Below are 16,193 nucleotides of genomic sequence, written 5' to 3' on the forward strand. Positions count from 1 at the left end.
GACACCAAACCCTGAAGAGATCCGGTGCTCCTCAACGGCGTGACCATCGCCCGCCCCCATGGTGAAAAGGAGGCCATTAGCCAGTGTGTTGCCGAGTCGGTGTCTGTGTTTCGCATTCAGCTCTGGACCGCTGCTCTGCTGCTGATTGGCAGCTCAGCAGATGGAAGCTCAGCGGCAGCGACCTCGGTGCGTTGCCGGATTGCTCAGCAGGCCTGGAGTCCCTGTCGGATGGTTGCCTCCAGTCCTGGAGAGCGCTGGGTGTTGACCTGGAATCAGCAGCGCGTCGAATTTGTCCATGACGGCAGTGGTCAGATGATGATGCGGGTTGGTCAGGCTGAAGACTGGCTCGAGGTGCAGCCCTTCTGGACGGTGGATCACAGCCTCTGCTGGGGTTCGGTTTGTGCCATGGGTGTTATCCCGCTGGAGTGAAAGCGGGGTGATAGATCTGAATTGAGGGCAGATTCCCCATGGCAGTTTTTTCTCTCCTTTGTTCCAGCTGTGGAACACCCGTTGAGATCCCGGGTCGTTACGGCTTCAAGTTGAAGAGTGCAGGGGTCACCAACACGGTGTGCACCCAATGCCGGCAGGGGGCATTCCTGGCGTCACGACGCGACAACATCTCAGGCCAGATCGCTCTTGGGCCCAGTCCTGGGCGTCGACGCTTGATTCCCCTGGTCGCTGCTGTGGCAGCCTCGGCCCTGTTGATCGCCGGTGTCGTTTGGCGTTCTGCCGTGCCGACGGCTCAGGAGGCTTTACCAGTTAGTGAATCTCCCTCCAGGTAGAGCGTCCGGCTCGGGAAGGCAAAATCGACGCCTTCTTCTGCAAAGGCCTCCATGATTCCGAGGTTTATTGCTTGCTGTTCGTTCAAAGCGACCGTGAAATCGCGGGTGTCGATGTAATAAACCAGTTCAAAATTCAAGCTGGAATCAGCGAATTCGGTGAAGTGGCAGCGGTTGAAGGTGCTGTGCTCCTTAGCATCGATGATGGTTTGAATAATCGTTGGTATCGCCTTCATCTGCTCGGCTGATGTGCTGTAGGTGACGCCAATCGAATAGATCATCCGGCGTTGTGCCATTTCGGCGAAGTTGAGGATGGTGGAGCCTGTAAGGGATGAGTTGCTCATCACCACTTGTTCACCGCGCAGGCTGCGCAGATGGGTGGAGCGAACACCGATGCGTTCCACCGTTGCCGAAGTTGAGCCCACTGTGATGAATTGCCCAACGGTGAAGGGCTTGTCCAGAAGAATCATCAGATAAGCGAACAATTCCTGGGCAGGTTCTTTCAGGGCCAAGCCGATGCCGATGCCGCCGGCGCTGAGCAAACCCCAGATCACCGTCATCTTCACGCCCAGGCTCTGCAGCAGCACCAAGGAGCCGATAGCCCACACCACGGTTCTCAGCAGCGGGAGCAGGCTTTGGAGGAGTTGTTGAAGATCATCTGCGCCTGCACGGCGTGCCAATCCGAAAAGGAATCGAGCTCCGATTCGGTTAACCAACCGAATCAGAATGACCGTGCCAACAATCCGTAGCGATGTGTTGTAGGCCCTTTCGATGTTGTTGGGCAAGCCCAAATCATCCTGCGCAAGGATCAGGGTGACCACCAAACCTAAAGGCACCACCGAAGCGGCGAAGGCGTTGAGCACAAAGTCGTCGAAGTCGGTTTTGCTCCGCTTCGTGAACCGAGGAAAAACCGTCCTACATAGGAAGACCAGGGTCAGGGTGATGGCTGAACCGATTAGCAGCGTTGTTAAAAAACCAGTCGGATCCATCGCGCGCACCGGATATAAGCGTGATTGTCGATGGCCTTGCTGAAGCTGGCAACAAGATCAGGCTCAAGCGCGCTGAAAAACGAGGCTCAGATTGTTGGCGGGCATGGGGAGCACGTTTTCGGTTTTGAAGCCTGCCTTGGCGGCGATGGCTGTCACGTGATTCAGCTCCCTCAACCCCCACCGATGGTTGCGTTCCCTAAGGAATTGGTCGAAGGCTGCATTGCTTGCACTCGTGTGAGCACCATTACGCATGAACGGCCCATAAATGATCAAGGGGGCTCCGCTGGGGAGCAGCAGGGCGGATTCCTCCAGCACGGCATCAGTGCAGCTGGCTGGACTGATGTGCAGCAAGTTGATACAAACCACAGCTTTCAGTGCTCCTCGTATGGTCTGGGGCAGGGTCCAGGGGCGTTTCTCAACATCAATGTTGAGAGCTGATGGCATCACCTGGCTCAGACCCTGGTGCTGGATCCAGGCGTTGATGCTGGTGCGATGGTCTCGATCCGGATCGCTGGCTTGCCAGCGCAGATGGGGAAAGCGTTGCTGAAAACAGGTGGCGTGCTCACCACTGCCGCTGGCCAGTTCCAGCACGGCCCCTGAGGCAGGCAACAGCTGGTTCAGCAGATCTCCGATGGGGCCTCGATTGCGTTCTGTGGCTGGGAAGAAAAGCCGTTGGTCCATCGTCAGCTCGGGCAGGGGGCAGCGCTCTGGCTGCAATCAAGGCGCAGCTCCGCCAGCCAGGCTTCCAGTGCTGCCAGGGCGTTCGGTTGCAGGCGGTAGTAGATCCAGCGGCCGCTTTGTCGGTCTGTCAGCAGCCCTGCTTCGCGAAGCACCCTGAGATGAAACGAGAGCTTCGACTGGGAGAGGTTGAGATCACCGGTGAGGTCGCAGACGCATCGTTCGCCTTGCGCTAATGCATGGATCACGTCGAGGCGGATCGGGTCGGCCAGTGCTTTGAGCAGCTGCCTCGACTGCTCGACATTGAGGGTGTTCTTGATCACAAGAGCCGCACCGCCCGATCTGCTTGGATCAACATAATTTGATGGATGACTGGGGTTCGGCATGCGCATCGGCATCAACGGCTTTGGGCGGATTGGTCGCCTGGTGTTCCGGGCCCTCTGGGGCCGGCCTGGCATCGAATTGGTGCACGTCAATGATCCCGCTGGCGATGCAGCAACGGCGGCCAACCTGCTGGAGTTCGATTCTGTGCATGGTCGCTGGGATCGAGGAATCACCAGCAGCGCTGATGGATTCAGCGTGGAGGGATCCGCACTCACCTGGTCCAGTGAAAGCGATCCCACCGCAGTGCCCTGGAGCGATCGGGGGGTGGAGATGGTGCTCGAGGCCAGCGGCAAGATCAAAACGCCGGAGACTCTCAATCCCTATTTCGATCAGCTGGGCCTCAAGCGTGTGGTGGTGGCCTGTCCCGTGAAGGGTGTGATCGCCGGTGAGGACGCGCTCAACATCGTTTACGGGATCAATCACCACCTCTATGAACCGGCTCGGCACAAGTTGGTGACGGCCGCCACCTGCACCACCAACTGCCTGGCGCCGGTGGTGAAGGTGGTGCACGAAAGCTTCGGCATTGAGCACGGGCTGATCACCACCATTCACAACATCACCAACACCCAGGTGCTGATCGATTCCTTCAAGACCGATCTACGCCGGGCGCGCTCCGGCCTCACCTCACTGATCCCCACCACCACCGGCTCGGCCAAGGCGATCGCGATGATCTTCCCCGAGCTGAAGGGCAAGCTCAACGGTCATGCTGTGCGCGTTCCTCTGCTGAATGGATCACTCACCGATGCGGTGTTTGAGCTCAAGCAGAGCGTCACGGTGGAGCAGGTGAATGCCGCCTTCAAAGCTGCTGCTGAAGGGTCGCTGCAGGGAATTCTGGGTTACGAGGAACGCCCGTTGGTGTCGTGCGATTACACCAACGACAACCGCAGCTCGATTGTCGATGCCCTCTCGACGATGGTGGTGGATAGCAACCAGCTGAAGGTGTTTGCCTGGTACGACAACGAGTGGGGCTACAGCTGCCGCATGGCTGACCTCGCCTGCCACGTGGTGGGACTGGAGGCATGAGGCTTTCCCCCCTGCAGCAGTACGGCATCGTCACCGCCAACTATTGGGCCTTCACGCTCACCGATGGAGCGCTGCGCATGCTGGTGGTGTTCCATTTTCATCAGCTCGGCTACACCACCCTCGAGATTGCGTTCCTCTTCCTCTTCTACGAATTGTTCGGGGTGATCACCAACCTCTACGGGGGATGGATTGGGGCCCGATACGGTCTTCGGCTCACCCTCTGGGTGGGCACGCTGCTGCAGATCTTGGCGCTGCTGATGCTGATGCCCGTCGCCGCCAGTTGGCCGAAACTCTTGAGCGTGATCTACGTGATGGCAGCTCAGGCCATCAGCGGTATTGCCAAAGACCTCAACAAGATGAGCGCCAAAAGTGCCATCAAGAAGGTGGTGCCGGAAACACCGGATGATCAGCAGCAGGGGCAGCAGCAGCTGTTCAAGTGGGTGGCGATCCTGACGGGATCCAAGAACGCCCTAAAGGGTGTCGGCTTTTTTCTCGGTGGGGTGCTGCTGAGCGCATTTGGATTCAATGTTGCCGTGGGCTGGATGGCAGCAGGCCTGGCTCTCGCCTTCCTTCTCACGCTGGTGCTGCCCGGGGAGATCGGAAAGATGAAGTCCAAGCCGGCTTTCTCCTCGCTTTTCTCGAAATCCAAGGGCATCAATATGCTGTCTCTGGCGCGCTTCTTTCTGTTCGGTGCCCGGGATGTCTGGTTTGTAGTGGCCTTTCCGGTGTTTCTCGAGGCCTCCCTGGGCTGGAGCTTCGGGGAGATCGGTGGCTTTCTCGGTATCTGGGTGATTGGCTACGGCATCGTTCAGGGATCAGCGCCGGCACTTCGACGACTCTGGGGGCAGACCACATCCCCGGGGGTGTCTGCAGTGCAGTTCTGGAGTGCGTTGTTGACGGCGATACCGGCTCTGATCGCGGTAGCGCTGTGGCGCCAGGTGGACGTGGCGGTGGCCATCACTGCAGGCCTTGCCGCCTTCGGCGTGGTGTTCGCGATGAATTCGTCGATCCACTCCTACATGGTGCTGGCGTACACCGATGCGGAGAACGTCAGCCTCAACGTGGGCTTTTATTACATGGCCAATGCTGCCGGGCGACTCGTGGGCACGTTGCTTTCGGGAGCGGTGTTCATGCTCGGCAGAACCGAAGCCGCGGGTATGCAGGCTTGCCTCTGGGCTTCATCCCTGCTGGTGTTGTTGTCGTGGCTCAGCAGCCTCAGGCTGCCAGCGGTGCGAAACGCCGCGGGATGAATGCATGGGTGGTGGACGTTTGGGGCAAACCCTGAATTTCTGCTGAATATCGCCGTGTTGGTAGGGATTCAGACACCCACGAGCAGGGATTTTCTGCTTAATAGATGTATTCGTTTTTGATCTGATGCGTGACGAGCCCGGCAGCCCCGATTGTCGTTTGGTGATTGATGCCAAGCGATCCTTGGAGGATGTGCTGCGTTTGATCGCTGATCTGCCCCATACCGACCACATGCGCCGACAGCTTTTGTCGGTCTACAACCAGTTGGAGGGCATGCACGACTTGAAACGCAGTGGTGGCTCCAACGTGTCGTTTCGTTCCGCCGATTGGAGTTCTTCGGCGAAGTGATCCGGTTTACACCGATAAGGTCAGGTGTTGCCTTTCGCTGTCTTGCGAGATGTTTGAAAACGACCGACGTCCGGCTTGGCTGAACTGGGTGTTTCTTGGGATGTTCCTCTGGTCGTCGTGGCAGCTGTTTGGTTTTTGGTCCCAGCGGCTGAGTGGTTGAAGGGTTTTAGACCAACACGCCGGTCAGACGCAGCGTTCCCCACAGGTCGAAGACGCAGAAAATCAGTCCGATCACAATGATGTCCCAGGCTTTGTGGCGGATCGCCCAAGGGGCAAGGAACAACTCCGCAATCCCATGGAGTGCCGTTCCAATGGTGATGTGCTCCAGCACCAGCAGTCCATGGGCCACCAGGAAGAGTGCGCTGGCGACACACCGCATTAGGACTTGCCAGGAACCGAGCAAAACCTGCAGGACTGGATGGTTAGTCACCTTAAAGCGTGCTGCTGTCTGGGCTCAAGCCCGCTGCGCATGACACTCCATCTCATGAGGGGATTCCTTGGAATGTGAGTAAAAAGATTTAGTCGCTATGTTGAAGTTCTTGGCCCTTCATTGTCTTTGATGCGCCTTCAATAATCGATTTCTGGTCAATTCAAAAAGCGCAAAGAGTTGCTTTAAGCCTTGTTGCGATTTCGTCCTATGCCCCGATGCTGAACTTCATCTGGCATGGCGTCAGTATGTTGGCTGCCAAGGAGCATCCCAAGCACACCTTGGTTGTGTATGCCGCTTTGACATTTTTTACGATCGTGGTGATGGTTCCCTACAAATGGGATAAAAAGGGGGATGCGGATTAAAATCTCGATCGGGATATTGGTGTTTGGCTTATCACTGTTAATCTATTTGTTCTGTTGGTTTGCGTATTGATTTGGACTGCAAGGATTTGGATGGCATTGGTCTAATCGAACCCCAACGGTCTGTCTGAGGGCGACAGAAGTGCAGAGTCGACGTTCCCTGCGCTGTGTGCTCAAGCGGCAGAACAATCGTTTCTATCTCCCTTTGAAGGACCTACGTCTTCAGGATTCATCGCCCACTGGCCTACGCCTGAAGCACCATCTCCGCCAAGCCGACCTCGACCGGAATATTCGCTTGCATCCAGAGGAAGCCATGCGTATCCCCCGGAACAGTCGCAACTTCAATGTTTTGGATGGTGATCGGGATGGAACCGTGACGCTTGAGGAGTTGTGGAACCATCAGCGCTCTCTAGCTCCGCCTCAGCGCCGGCCTTGAGCGGGGGGAGAGATCACCAGGCGGATAATGCGAATCAACCTCCAGAGCGCACCAAGCAAGAGGATGCCGGCCAGGAGCGCGATGCCAGCGATCAGCACGATGGCGGCGAGCCCAAGCATGGCTTCCAGCAGTTGCTGAACACCGCCAATCAGATCATCGATGGCCTTGCTCAGCAGCAGCATGATGTCGACCTGCTGGGGCAACTGATGAAGAAGCACAGCGATCCCGGCTGCCGCAGCAAACATCAGAACCACGACGGTGAACTGACGCAAAACGGCGCCGTAGGGGAAGCGACGACGGGGGCGGAAGACCCGTCGTTGATCGAGTTTGCTGCTACGGCGTGCCTTCCTCATGGCATGGTGCTGATCAGTGAGCCATTAATGCGGCGATTCTGAAGCGTGTTTCCTGCACGTCAACGGTCGGACTGCGTTTCAGGCTTGTTCACTGGTGCGGGTTCCGGCGATGACTCCTTGGTCTCCTGAGGCAGAGGAACAAGCCATGCCGTGGCGATGGTGCACGCCAGAGCGACTCCAGCCAGAAGGGGTGGTCCAAGGCGTTTTTGCAGAGGAACGCGATCGACGATCTCCTGACGCTTCAGGGGGCGAGCCTCGGGGAACGTCCAGGTCAGCTTGACCCGGCTGTCCAGCCGCAAGCGATCGAGGCAACGTACCAGATCGGCCAGTTCGGCGTCATCGAGTTTGAGCTGCAGCGGCTCAACGCCCTCTCGGCTGCTGCGCAGTTCCAGCCGATGGTTGGCTTGATCCGGCGCGATGCTCACAAAACCGCTCTCCTGGCCAAAACGGCGCTGCACCCCAGACAAGCGATGTCTGGCGTAGGGCATCACGGCTCCCATCAGAGCCTCGAGATGATCCCGTGTGCCTTCCAGTTCCGGTGCTCCGACCAACTGCAGCCGCCAGGACGACAGGATGCCGATCGCCTCATTGGAATGGCCGGCGGAGAGGTCGGGAAAGCCCTCGACCACCAGCCGTGCCGCGGTCTGTTCGTATTGGTACGTCGTTTTCAACATGGTCGGCCTAGGGCGTGGGGTCGAGCAGGGTGGCGCGGAGTCGATCGATTCCTCCTGGGCCTGCGCAGAACGCCAGGGTGCTGATCAGTTCGCGGTGCAGAGGGCCCGCCGGCTCCATCGTGAGAAGGCGAACAACCGCTTCCCGCCGCTGATTCATCCGCTCTTCGATGAGGTCGCGCAGGCGCTCGTGGAACAACTGCCAACGCTGTTGGGTGAGCTGTTCCGGCTCGCGGCTTGAGAGGAGTTGGTGGAGCATTGGGTAGAGCCGATCTGCCATGGCACAAACCAGGCAGATCAGTGATTCGGCGTCCACTGGGTCGAGCTGGTCCCGTCGGGTAGTGCGCCGAAGCGGGTTATGACAGCGCCGCTTCCAGAGTTCAACCCGGTTAGGGAATTGCGCTTGAAGGCCCATCTGCTGGCTTGTCCAGACCATCGCCTCGCCACCATTGAGATCCAAAGCCTCGATGGTCAGCAGCAATAGGTCGAGGCGCTCGACGCCCCGCCGGCTGAGACGCGCGCCGTCGGTGGGTGCGCTTGGGGCTAGAGCTTCAGTCATGGCTGCGATGATGCCAGGGGCACCGCCATGCGTCACCTGGATTTGGATCTTCAGTCGCACATTCGTTCAATTCCAGACTTTCCCAAGCCTGGAATTCTGTTTCGAGACATCAACCCACTCCTGCGTTCGCCCGAGGCCATGGCCGAGGTGATTCAGCAGCTGGGACGGTTCTGCGACCAGGTGAAGCCGGATCTGATCGTTGGGATCGAATCCCGGGGGTTCATCTTTGGGGCTCCTTTGGCCGGCGACCGACGGCTTGGCTTCGTGCCTGTGCGGAAGCCTGGAAAGCTGGCCGGCGAGGTGGTTGGTCTGGACTACGTCCTTGAGTACGGCACCGATCGACTGGAGATTCAAGCCGATGCCTTTGAGAATTCTCCCCGGGTCCTGGTGGTGGACGATCTACTGGCCACCGGTGGAACTGCTGCGGCGACAGGACAGCTAGTGGAGCAGGCCGGCGGTTGTTTGGTGGGCTTTGCCTTTGTGATCGAGCTGGAGGGGCTCGGAGGTCGCCAGGCGTTGTCCTCAGGCCAACCCGTGGAAGCGTTGTTGCGCTACGGCTGACTGTTCTGCCAGTCGAACACCTTCTCCAACTGCTTCAAACTCAACAACCCGAAGCTCCAAAGCACGATCGGGAGGGGAGCTTGTTCCAGTTCCGCCTGACGTTGCCCTAGTTCCAAGGCGCTGGGACTCAACCCCAAACGGCGCTGCAGAAAGTGCAGCAGCGCGTCAGTTGCTGGGGGTTGCCGCTGGCTGGACATCACCATGGTCGCGACTCGCGCTGGACTCAGTTTGGCAAGGCCTGCCAGAGCTGCATGGGGCCGTCACTCATGGCCCGCAGGCTGAGTCGGCGCAACCCAGGGAACTGTTTCAGCAGTAGCAGTGCCAAGCGCCGCAGGGGAAGCAGCAGCGGTTGGTGGTTGGAAAACACTCGCACCAGAAGATCCGTCGCCAAACCCACCTGGAGCACATCAAGCCAGCGGCTCATCCCGTAGTGCCGAGCGATCGTTGCTGCGCTGCCGCCCCGCTCCACGGCGCGTAGCAACCCATCTACATCGCGCCAGCAGAGATTGAGCCCTTGGCCTCCCACGGGATGGCAGCGGTGGCCTGCTTCGCCGATCAGCACGCCCCGGCCGCGATGAAAGCGGCGAGCCAGCAGCCATTGTTGAGGGAAAGCACGGGGTTGATCGAGCAGGCGATCCGGTTCGATCCCCTGCGGGAGAACAGCGGCCAGCTGATCGAGAAATGCACTGCTTTGCAGCGTGCTGCGTTGCTGGCAACGCTGCCATGGTGCACTCCACACCACCTGGAAGGTTCCCTGACCCAAAGGCAGAACGGCGAGGGGGCCTTCCGGACGAAACAACTCGCAGGCCCTGTCGTGGGGAAGTCCCCGTAGGACAACTTTTGCGGTGAGACATCCCTGGCGATAGCGGATGCCCCAGTGACGAATGCCCCAGGCCTCTCGCGTGGGGGAGCGCGGTCCATCAGCCGCCACGATCAGGGCATCAGCGCTTGGATCAGGGCATGGTTCGGTCAGGTGAACTGCAACGTTGTCATTGGCCTCCAGCCGTGCCAGCAGCAGCTTCATCAATGGCCGGTGATCAAGGATCCAGCCAATGCCGTCATGGTTCCGATTGGCTGATGCCAGATCGTCCTGTCCAAAGAGAACGCGGGTGTTGGTAGCTCCATCTCGCAGATCAAGGTGACGGAAGGGCACCAAGGCATTGTGCAGGTCGTGCCAGAGCCCCAAATTTGTCAACAATCGACGACTGGAGTGGGTGATGGCATAGGCGCGGCTTCTGGACTGCAATTCCGATGACGACAGCGGGTCAAACAGGACCACACGCTGACCTCGGAGGCCGAGAGCAAGAGCTGTAAGGGCGCCGGTGGGACCAGCGCCCAATACATGAATCTCTGGAAGGGAAGGGACCATTCAGGGAGTCTGGCCAGCCATCCCAATCCAGCGCGAGGCAATCAGCCCAGGCCGAGCAGCCCGTGAACGAAGGATTCGCCGCCCAGGGCAAACTCGGTGGCGAGCAGAGCAATGAAGCCAAGCATGGCCATGCGGCCGTTCAGTTTTTCGGCGCGATCATGGAAACCCCAACCCTGCGTCGGTTCAACGACTTCCATGCGGGGTTCCGTGGCAAAGGCGTTGAGGCGGCCGCCGTCTTCCATGGTGACCTGTGCACCGCGCACGACAGGAGTGGAAGGTGAAGACTGAGACATGGATGCCACCGCTTGAATTAATAAGAAGTGTAAACCAGGTTTAAGAAATATTCAGCGGCGGCTGTTCAGGCGGAGTTGGCAGAGTTCCTCAAAGGCTGGACGGAGCAGGAATGGGTACTCGCCAACCCACATCCGCATGCCCGGCAGCCAAGCATCGCTGAGGGCTCCGATCTGTGAGAAATCCTTGCGCTCACTCAGCACTAGGCAGCGGATCAGGCTGCCGCGTCGGATCGACTGGTGCTTTTTCTCCATCGGAAATGCCACTCGGCCGAGATAGCCCTCCTCGTCTTCGAGTTCGAGCAGCATCCATGTGCGTCGGTTCTCCACGAGTTCCAGCCGGCCTCGGCTGTCGGCTTGCTCGTGGCGGTTTTCCACCCGTTCTCGGGTGATCACGTCAGCTATTTCGCCCTCAAACAGTGCAGCCGAGGGATATCGCCGCAGGGTCGCGTTGCGCTGGCCGGCCTGAACGATTGGGCCCCAAAGCACATACAGGAAAAAAACGACGCTGATCACCAGCCAGACGGGGCCCCAGCGGCTACCGAGCTGCGCTTGGTTGTAGATCAGGAATGTGATGACTCCACCGATGGCGGCGATCATCAGGCGCTGCAGCACCTCCTGGGGGTTGCCGAGGGAGAAGCGGAACTGGTTGCCGGTGGCAACGGCAGGGATTAACCGTTGCAGTTCACCGGGGCGAAGGGGAATGAGCATGGTGTCGCCTTCAGATCAGGCGCTCAAGGCCATACACAAGGCTGCCGAGGCTGCCCACCTTGCGCACCGTGAGCAGCACGCCTGGCATGTAGGCGGAGCGATCGATCGTGTCGTGACGCAGGGTGTAGGTCTCCCCCGGGGCACCGAACATCACTTCCTGGTGAGCCACCAGGCCCGGCAGCCGCACGGAGTGCAGCCGCAGACCACTGTCCCGCTGTCCACCGCGGCAACCCGCTAGGGATTCGTGCTCGTCCACTTCCTCGGGATTGAAGCTTTTCCCCAGCTCTTCCATCAGCTCAGCGGTTTTGATGCAGGTGCCGCTGGGGGCGTCGGCCTTGCGGTTGTGGTGCAACTCCGTCAGTTCCGCGTGGTCGTAAAACCGTGCCGCTGCGGCTGCCGCTTGCTGCAACAGCACCATGCCCACTGAAAAATTCGGGATCACGGCCCCACCCACGGACGCTTTGGCCGAAAACTCGGTGAGGTCGTTGAGTTGCTCCGGGGATAACCCCGTGGTTCCGATCACGGGATGAACGCCGTAGGCAATCGCCGCTCGGGTGTGCTCGTACACAACGGAAGGGTGGGTGAAGTCCACCAGCACGGCGCCGCTGCCGCTGTCCCGCACCGATTGGCTCACAGCGCAGAGACAGCCTTCGAAATCAGCCGTCACGGCCACCTCAAGCTCGCCCAAGCCCAGCTCCAGGCCCACGTCGGCCCCCTCTTTGCCGGGTGTGTTGTCGATGGCGCCAGCAAGACTGCAGTCTTGGGCTCCCACCACAGCCTTGATCACCTCGGCGCCCATTCGCCCCAAGGCACCGGCGACAACGACGGGAATCGGACCAGTCATGAAAGCGCAGCAGACGCTTCAAAGCCTATGGGTCGGCTCGTGTAACGGCCGATCAGAAATCCTCGCGTCCCTAGGGCCAGTCACCGTAAGGTTCTTTACATTGCTAAAAGCTCCCAGATGTTCACACAGGTCCGCTCCGCCGATCGCCGCGTTGCTCCTGTTGAGGGTCAGAACCACAAGTCCGTGATGAAAGCGGTTTATGTGGTACTGGAGCCCCAGTATCAAAACGCCCTCACTCAGGCTGCGACGGCACTGAATGCCTCAGGCGGCGATCTCGGGATCGAGCTGAGCGGATATCTGATCGAAGAACTCCGCGACGACGACAACTACGCCGGCTTCTGTGCCGATGTGGCTGAGGCTGATGTCTTTGTCGCCTCCTTGATCTTCATTGAAGATCTGGCTCAGAAGGTTGTGGACGCCGTTGCCCCACACCGCGACCGACTCAAGGCGGCTGTGGTCTTCCCGTCCATGCCTGAAGTGATGCGGCTGAACAAGCTGGGCAGCTTCTCGATGGCTCAGCTCGGTCAGAGCAAGAGCGCCATCGCAGGCTTCATGAAGAAGCGGAAGGAGGCCGGAGGTGCTGGTTTCCAGGACGCGATGCTCAAGCTGCTGAACACCCTGCCCACCGTCCTCAAGTACCTGCCAGTCGAGAAGGCGCAGGATGCCCGCAGCTTCATGCTCAGCTTCCAGTACTGGCTGGGCGGTACTCCCGATAACCTCCGCAACTTCCTGTTGATGCTGGCGGACAAGTACGTCTTCCCAGCGGCAGAAGGTGAGGAGCGTCCAGCGATGGACGTGGCAGAGCCTGAAGTGTTCCCCGACCTCGGGATCTGGCACCCCCTGGCTCCTTCGATGTTCGAGGACCTCAAGGAATATTTGAACTGGAACTCCAGTCGCTCAGACCTGTCTGAGGAAGCCCGCAAAGGACCTGTGATTGGCCTGGTGCTGCAGCGCAGCCACATCGTCACCGGTGACGATGCGCATTACGTGGCCACCATCCAGGAACTGGAGTTCCGTGGCGCCCGCGTGATTCCGATCTTCTGCGGTGGCCTCGACTTCTCGAAGCCTGTCAACGCTTTCTTCTACGACCCGCTGAATCCCGAGCAGCCCCTGGTGGACGGCATCGTCTCCCTCACCGGTTTTGCGCTGGTCGGTGGCCCGGCCCGCCAGGACCACCCCAAGGCGATTGAGTCGCTGAAAAAGCTAAACCGCCCCTACATGGTTGCGCTTCCTCTCGTCTTCCAAACCACCCAGGAGTGGGAACAGAGCGACCTCGGCCTGCACCCAGTGCAGGTGGCCTTGCAGATCGCCATTCCAGAACTTGATGGTGCCATCGAGCCCATTGTTCTGTCTGGTCGCGACGACGCCACCGGCAAAGCTCACACCCTCCAAGATCGGGTTGATGCCATTGCTGAGCGCGCAATCCGCTGGTCATCACTGCGGATCAAGCCCCGCAACGAAAAGAAGCTGGCGATCACTGTGTTCAGCTTCCCTCCCGACAAGGGCAACGTCGGAACGGCGGCTTACCTCGACGTCTTCGGCTCCATCCATCGGGTGATGCAGGAGATGAAGGCCAAGGGATACGACGTCCAGGACATGCCTTCAACTCCTCGAGAGCTGTTGGAGGCTGTCATCAATGACGCCGATGCCATGCAGGGTTCCCCGGAGCTGTCCATCGCCCATCGGATGAGTGTCGAAGAGTACGAGCGCCTGACTCCTTACTCCGAGCGGCTTGAAGAGAACTGGGGTAAGCCCCCCGGCAACCTCAACAGCGATGGCCAGAACCTTTTGGTTTTCGGTCGCCACTTCGGCAACCTCTTCGTCGGTGTTCAGCCCACCTTTGGCTACGAAGGTGACCCGATGCGCCTGCTCTACTCCCGTAGTGCAAGCCCTCACCATGGCTTCGCCGCCTACTACACCTACCTGCAGAAGATCTGGAAGGCTGATGCGGTGTTGCATTTCGGCACCCACGGTTCCCTCGAATTCATGCCCGGAAAGCAGATGGGCATGAGCGAAACCTGCTATCCCGATTCACTCATCGGTGCGCTGCCCAATCTTTATTACTACGCCGCCAACAACCCCTCCGAGGCCACCATTGCCAAGCGGAGGGGTTATGCCTCCACCATCAGTTACCTCACCCCTCCTGCCGAAAATGCTGGCCTCTACAGGGGCCTGAAGGAACTGGGTGAACTGGTTGGTTCCTACCAGCAGCTCCGTGAGGGCGGCCGCGGCATTCAGATCGTCAACACCATCGTTGAGACGGCACGTCAGTGCAACCTTGATAAGGACGTCGACCTTCCTGAGGAAGATGCTTCGACCCTCGAATTGGAGGGTCGCGATGCCCTCGTGGGTGCCGTCTATCGCCAGTTGATGGAGATTGAAAGCCGTCTCCTTCCTTGTGGCCTGCACACCATTGGCAAGCCTCCCACCGCGGAGGAAGCGGTTGCCACGTTGGTGAGCATCGCTGCTCTTGAGCGTGAGGAGGATGGTCTGCGCTCACTCCCCGGTCTGCTGGCTGAGGCGATGGGTCGCTCCATTGAAGACATCTACAAAGGCAACGACGAGGGCGTGCTCGCTGATGTCGAGCTCAACCGCACGATCACGGAGACATCCCGCGCTGCGATCGGTGCCATGGTTCGCACCCTCACTGGTCGTGATGGTCGTGTCAGCCTGCGCAACAGCTTTGGTTGGTTCTACGACCTGCTGGCGAGGTTTGGCTTCAAGCTTCCCTCACCCTGGTTGCGGGCTTGTTGTACGGCCGGTTTCGTTCAGATCGATTCCACCGAGCTCGACAAACTCTTTGCATATCTGCGCTTCTGCCTCGAGCAGGTGTGTGCCGACATGGAGATGGAGAGTCTCCTGAAGGCGCTGGATGGCGAATACATCCTTCCGGGCCCAGGTGGTGACCCGATTCGGAATCCTGGTGTGCTTCCCAGCGGCAAGAACATCCACGCGCTGGATCCGCAGGCGATTCCCACCCGTGCCGCGGTGGCTGCGGCCAAGAGTGTTGTCGACAAGTTGATTGATCGTCAGCGCGAGGAGCAGGGCACTTGGCCCGAGACCATCGCTTGCGTGCTTTGGGGAACGGACAACATCAAGACCTATGGCGAATCCCTGGCTCAGATTCTCTGGTTCGTCGGTGTCAAGCCGATGCCTGACTCCGTGGGTCGGGTCAACAAGCTTGAGCTGATTCCCCTCGAAGAACTCGGTCGTCCCCGTGTTGATGTGGTGGTGAACTGCTCGGGTGTGTTCCGCGATCTGTTCATCAACCAGATGGCCCTGATTGATCAGGCCGTGAAGATGGCTGCAGAGGCCGACGAGCCCCTGGAGCAGAACTTTGTACGCAAGCACGCCCTTGAGCAGGCAGAGAAAGAAGGCATGAGCCTGCGTGATGCGGCCTGCCGGGTGTTCTCCAACGCCAGCGGCAGCTACAGCTCCAACGTGAACCTTGCGGTGGAGAACAGCACCTGGGAGGAGGAAGGTGAGCTGCAGGAGATGTACCTCTCCCGCAAGACCTTTGCCTTCAATGCTGACAACCCTGGTGAGATGAACCAGAAGCGGGAGGTGTTCGAGAACGTGATGAAGACAGCGGACGTGACCTTCCAGAATCTGGATTCAGCTGAGATTTCCCTCACCGATGTGAGCCACTACTTCGACTCCGATCCCACCAAGCTGATCGCGGGCCTCCGTGATGACGGCAAAGCCCCCACCAGTTACATTGCTGACACCACCACGGCCAATGCGCAGGTTCGTTCGCTGAGTGAAACGATCCGCCTGGATTCACGCACCAAGTTGCTGAATCCCAAGTGGTACGAAGGCATGCTCGACTCCGGTTATGAGGGTGTGCGAGAGGTGGCCAAGCGCCTCAACTTCACTTTGGGTTGGAGTGCAACCAGTGGTGCCGTAGACAACTTCGTTTACGAGGAAGCCAACGAGACCTTCATCAATGACCCGGAGATGCGCAAGCGTCTTCTGGAATTGAACCCCAACAGCTTCCGCCAGATTGTGGGCACGCTTCTTGAGGTTCATGGTCGCGGCTACTGGGAAACCTCAGACGAAAACATCGAACAGCTGCAGGAGCTTTATCAGGAAGTGGAAGATCGGATTGAGGGTGTTGTTACCGACTGATCTTCAGGCAAGCGTTGAGCATCAGCCAGAGTT

At 59.1% G+C, this 16,193-nt stretch carries 21 protein-coding genes; 9 read left to right on the forward strand and 12 right to left on the reverse strand.

Annotated features, from left to right (window positions below; translation table 11 throughout):
* Positions 1–24 precede the first annotated feature (24 nt).
* Positions 25–429 carry a hypothetical protein gene (locus FZX09_RS00695; RefSeq protein WP_226399181.1) on the forward strand — a complete coding sequence of 135 codons (405 nt, stop codon included), beginning with the start codon at positions 25–27 and terminating at the stop codon, positions 427–429.
* Between the two features lie 38 nt (positions 430–467).
* A complete protein-coding gene (locus FZX09_RS00700; protein WP_226399182.1) occupies positions 468–782 on the forward strand; it encodes a Tat pathway signal protein in 315 nt (104 codons plus the stop codon).
* On the opposite strand, the gene FZX09_RS00705 is transcribed toward FZX09_RS00700, so the two are convergent.
* From FZX09_RS00705 to FZX09_RS00715, 3 genes are all read right to left on the reverse strand, one after another.
* Positions 743–1,768, reverse strand: a complete 1,026-nt coding sequence (locus tag FZX09_RS00705; protein WP_226399183.1) for a mechanosensitive ion channel family protein — start codon at positions 1,766–1,768, stop codon at positions 743–745. The two genes, FZX09_RS00700 and FZX09_RS00705, sit on opposite strands and share 40 nt — an antisense overlap.
* A gap of 63 nt (positions 1,769–1,831) precedes the next feature.
* Entirely contained in the window at positions 1,832–2,449 is a 618-nt protein-coding gene (locus tag FZX09_RS00710; RefSeq protein ID WP_226400298.1) for a DUF938 domain-containing protein, read from the reverse strand.
* Positions 2,450–2,451: 2 nt separating this feature from the next.
* Positions 2,452–2,769 (reverse strand): metalloregulator ArsR/SmtB family transcription factor, encoded by a 318-nt coding sequence (locus FZX09_RS00715; RefSeq protein WP_226399184.1) that lies wholly within the window; start codon positions 2,767–2,769, stop codon positions 2,452–2,454.
* Positions 2,770–2,830: 61 nt separating this feature from the next.
* Between FZX09_RS00715 and FZX09_RS00720 the strand changes: the two genes are divergently transcribed.
* From FZX09_RS00720 to FZX09_RS00730, 3 genes are all read left to right on the forward strand, one after another.
* On the forward strand, positions 2,831–3,853 hold the full coding sequence (locus tag FZX09_RS00720) for an ArsJ-associated glyceraldehyde-3-phosphate dehydrogenase (protein WP_226399185.1): 1,023 nt from the start codon (positions 2,831–2,833) through the stop codon (positions 3,851–3,853).
* On the forward strand, positions 3,850–5,103 hold the full coding sequence (arsJ, locus tag FZX09_RS00725; protein ID WP_226399186.1) for an organoarsenical effux MFS transporter ArsJ: 1,254 nt from the start codon (positions 3,850–3,852) through the stop codon (positions 5,101–5,103). The genes FZX09_RS00720 and arsJ overlap by 4 nt, the downstream gene beginning before the upstream one ends.
* A 124-nt stretch (positions 5,104–5,227) precedes the next feature.
* A complete protein-coding gene (locus tag FZX09_RS00730) occupies positions 5,228–5,449 on the forward strand; it encodes a hypothetical protein (protein ID WP_186570291.1) in 222 nt (73 codons plus the stop codon).
* 166 nt (positions 5,450–5,615) lie between these two features.
* Here FZX09_RS00730 and FZX09_RS00735 read toward each other — a convergent pair whose 3' ends face one another.
* Positions 5,616–5,828, reverse strand: coding sequence for a hypothetical protein (locus FZX09_RS00735; RefSeq protein ID WP_226399187.1), 213 nt, complete (start codon positions 5,826–5,828; stop codon positions 5,616–5,618).
* A 266-nt stretch (positions 5,829–6,094) separates the two neighbouring features.
* Between FZX09_RS00735 and FZX09_RS00740 the strand changes: the two genes are divergently transcribed.
* Together FZX09_RS00740 and FZX09_RS00745 are read left to right on the forward strand one after the other, a co-directional pair.
* Positions 6,095–6,241: a hypothetical protein gene (locus tag FZX09_RS00740; protein WP_226399188.1), complete on the forward strand. Its 147-nt coding sequence runs from the start codon at positions 6,095–6,097 to the stop codon at positions 6,239–6,241.
* A gap of 139 nt (positions 6,242–6,380) precedes the next feature.
* Complete coding sequence (locus tag FZX09_RS00745) at positions 6,381–6,674, forward strand: hypothetical protein (protein WP_226399189.1); 294 nt, start codon at positions 6,381–6,383, stop codon at positions 6,672–6,674.
* Here the strand turns inward: FZX09_RS00745 and FZX09_RS00750 are convergent.
* The 3 genes from FZX09_RS00750 to FZX09_RS00760 are packed head-to-tail and all read right to left on the reverse strand — an operon-like array spanning position 6,659 to position 8,257.
* Positions 6,659–7,027, reverse strand: coding sequence for a hypothetical protein (locus tag FZX09_RS00750; RefSeq protein ID WP_226399190.1), 369 nt, complete (start codon positions 7,025–7,027; stop codon positions 6,659–6,661). The genes FZX09_RS00745 and FZX09_RS00750 overlap by 16 nt on opposite strands.
* A 59-nt stretch (positions 7,028–7,086) precedes the next feature.
* On the reverse strand, positions 7,087–7,701 hold the full coding sequence (locus FZX09_RS00755) for a DUF4335 domain-containing protein (RefSeq protein ID WP_226399191.1): 615 nt from the start codon (positions 7,699–7,701) through the stop codon (positions 7,087–7,089).
* Positions 7,702–7,708: 7 nt separating this feature from the next.
* Complete coding sequence (locus FZX09_RS00760) at positions 7,709–8,257, reverse strand: DUF3038 domain-containing protein (RefSeq protein WP_226399192.1); 549 nt, start codon at positions 8,255–8,257, stop codon at positions 7,709–7,711.
* Positions 8,258–8,299: 42 nt separating this feature from the next.
* Between FZX09_RS00760 and FZX09_RS00765 the strand changes: the two genes are divergently transcribed.
* Positions 8,300–8,818 (forward strand): adenine phosphoribosyltransferase, encoded by a 519-nt coding sequence (locus tag FZX09_RS00765; RefSeq protein WP_226400300.1) that lies wholly within the window; start codon positions 8,300–8,302, stop codon positions 8,816–8,818.
* Here the strand turns inward: FZX09_RS00765 and FZX09_RS00770 are convergent.
* Genes FZX09_RS00770 through dapB form a run of 5 tightly spaced genes read right to left on the reverse strand, consistent with a single transcriptional unit; the run spans position 8,809 to position 12,032 of the window.
* Positions 8,809–9,021, reverse strand: coding sequence for a DUF2949 domain-containing protein (locus FZX09_RS00770; RefSeq protein WP_226399193.1), 213 nt, complete (start codon positions 9,019–9,021; stop codon positions 8,809–8,811). The genes FZX09_RS00765 and FZX09_RS00770 overlap by 10 nt on opposite strands.
* A 20-nt stretch (positions 9,022–9,041) precedes the next feature.
* Positions 9,042–10,187, reverse strand: a complete 1,146-nt coding sequence (locus FZX09_RS00775) for an FAD-dependent monooxygenase (RefSeq protein WP_226399194.1) — start codon at positions 10,185–10,187, stop codon at positions 9,042–9,044.
* 41 nt (positions 10,188–10,228) lie between these two features.
* Complete coding sequence (locus FZX09_RS00780; RefSeq protein ID WP_226399195.1) at positions 10,229–10,480, reverse strand: high light inducible protein; 252 nt, start codon at positions 10,478–10,480, stop codon at positions 10,229–10,231.
* 51 nt (positions 10,481–10,531) lie between these two features.
* Positions 10,532–11,188 carry a hypothetical protein gene (locus FZX09_RS00785; protein ID WP_226399196.1) on the reverse strand — a complete coding sequence of 219 codons (657 nt, stop codon included), beginning with the start codon at positions 11,186–11,188 and terminating at the stop codon, positions 10,532–10,534.
* Positions 11,189–11,198: 10 nt separating this feature from the next.
* On the reverse strand, positions 11,199–12,032 hold the full coding sequence (gene dapB / locus FZX09_RS00790) for a 4-hydroxy-tetrahydrodipicolinate reductase (RefSeq protein WP_226399197.1): 834 nt from the start codon (positions 12,030–12,032) through the stop codon (positions 11,199–11,201).
* A 117-nt stretch (positions 12,033–12,149) separates the two neighbouring features.
* Between dapB and FZX09_RS00795 the strand changes: the two genes are divergently transcribed.
* The gene (locus FZX09_RS00795) at positions 12,150–16,160 is read left to right on the forward strand and encodes a magnesium chelatase subunit H (protein WP_226399198.1); all 4,011 of its coding nucleotides are present in this window, start codon (positions 12,150–12,152) and stop codon (positions 16,158–16,160) included.
* Positions 16,161–16,193 lie beyond the last annotated feature (33 nt).

Source organism: Synechococcus sp. MU1643, assembly GCF_020514095.1.
Classification (GTDB): Bacteria; Cyanobacteriota; Cyanobacteriia; order PCC-6307; family Cyanobiaceae; genus Parasynechococcus.

Bases quoted from the DNA above. Each gene is read 5' to 3' on its own strand.
- FZX09_RS00700 (WP_226399182.1), top strand. From the start codon at position 468: ATGGCAGTTTTTTCTCTCCTTTGTTCCAGCTGTGGAACACCCGTTGAG.
- FZX09_RS00720 (WP_226399185.1), top strand. From the start codon at position 2,831: ATGCGCATCGGCATCAACGGCTTTGGGCGGATTGGTCGCCTGGTGTTC.
- arsJ (WP_226399186.1), top strand. From the start codon at position 3,850: ATGAGGCTTTCCCCCCTGCAGCAGTACGGCATCGTCACCGCCAACTAT.
- FZX09_RS00730 (WP_186570291.1), top strand. From the start codon at position 5,228: ATGCGTGACGAGCCCGGCAGCCCCGATTGTCGTTTGGTGATTGATGCC.
- FZX09_RS00780 (WP_226399195.1), bottom strand. From the start codon at position 10,480: ATGTCTCAGTCTTCACCTTCCACTCCTGTCGTGCGCGGTGCACAGGTC.
- FZX09_RS00755 (WP_226399191.1), bottom strand. From the start codon at position 7,701: ATGTTGAAAACGACGTACCAATACGAACAGACCGCGGCACGGCTGGTG.
- FZX09_RS00750 (WP_226399190.1), bottom strand. From the start codon at position 7,027: ATGAGGAAGGCACGCCGTAGCAGCAAACTCGATCAACGACGGGTCTTC.
- FZX09_RS00735 (WP_226399187.1), bottom strand. From the start codon at position 5,828: ATGCGGTGTGTCGCCAGCGCACTCTTCCTGGTGGCCCATGGACTGCTG.
- FZX09_RS00785 (WP_226399196.1), bottom strand. From the start codon at position 11,188: ATGCTCATTCCCCTTCGCCCCGGTGAACTGCAACGGTTAATCCCTGCC.
- dapB (WP_226399197.1), bottom strand. From the start codon at position 12,032: ATGACTGGTCCGATTCCCGTCGTTGTCGCCGGTGCCTTGGGGCGAATG.
- FZX09_RS00775 (WP_226399194.1), bottom strand. From the start codon at position 10,187: ATGGTCCCTTCCCTTCCAGAGATTCATGTATTGGGCGCTGGTCCCACC.
- FZX09_RS00705 (WP_226399183.1), bottom strand. From the start codon at position 1,768: ATGGATCCGACTGGTTTTTTAACAACGCTGCTAATCGGTTCAGCCATC.
- FZX09_RS00740 (WP_226399188.1), top strand. From the start codon at position 6,095: ATGCTGAACTTCATCTGGCATGGCGTCAGTATGTTGGCTGCCAAGGAG.
- FZX09_RS00760 (WP_226399192.1), bottom strand. From the start codon at position 8,257: ATGACTGAAGCTCTAGCCCCAAGCGCACCCACCGACGGCGCGCGTCTC.
- FZX09_RS00795 (WP_226399198.1), top strand. From the start codon at position 12,150: ATGTTCACACAGGTCCGCTCCGCCGATCGCCGCGTTGCTCCTGTTGAG.
- FZX09_RS00710 (WP_226400298.1), bottom strand. From the start codon at position 2,449: ATGGACCAACGGCTTTTCTTCCCAGCCACAGAACGCAATCGAGGCCCC.
- FZX09_RS00770 (WP_226399193.1), bottom strand. From the start codon at position 9,021: ATGGTGATGTCCAGCCAGCGGCAACCCCCAGCAACTGACGCGCTGCTG.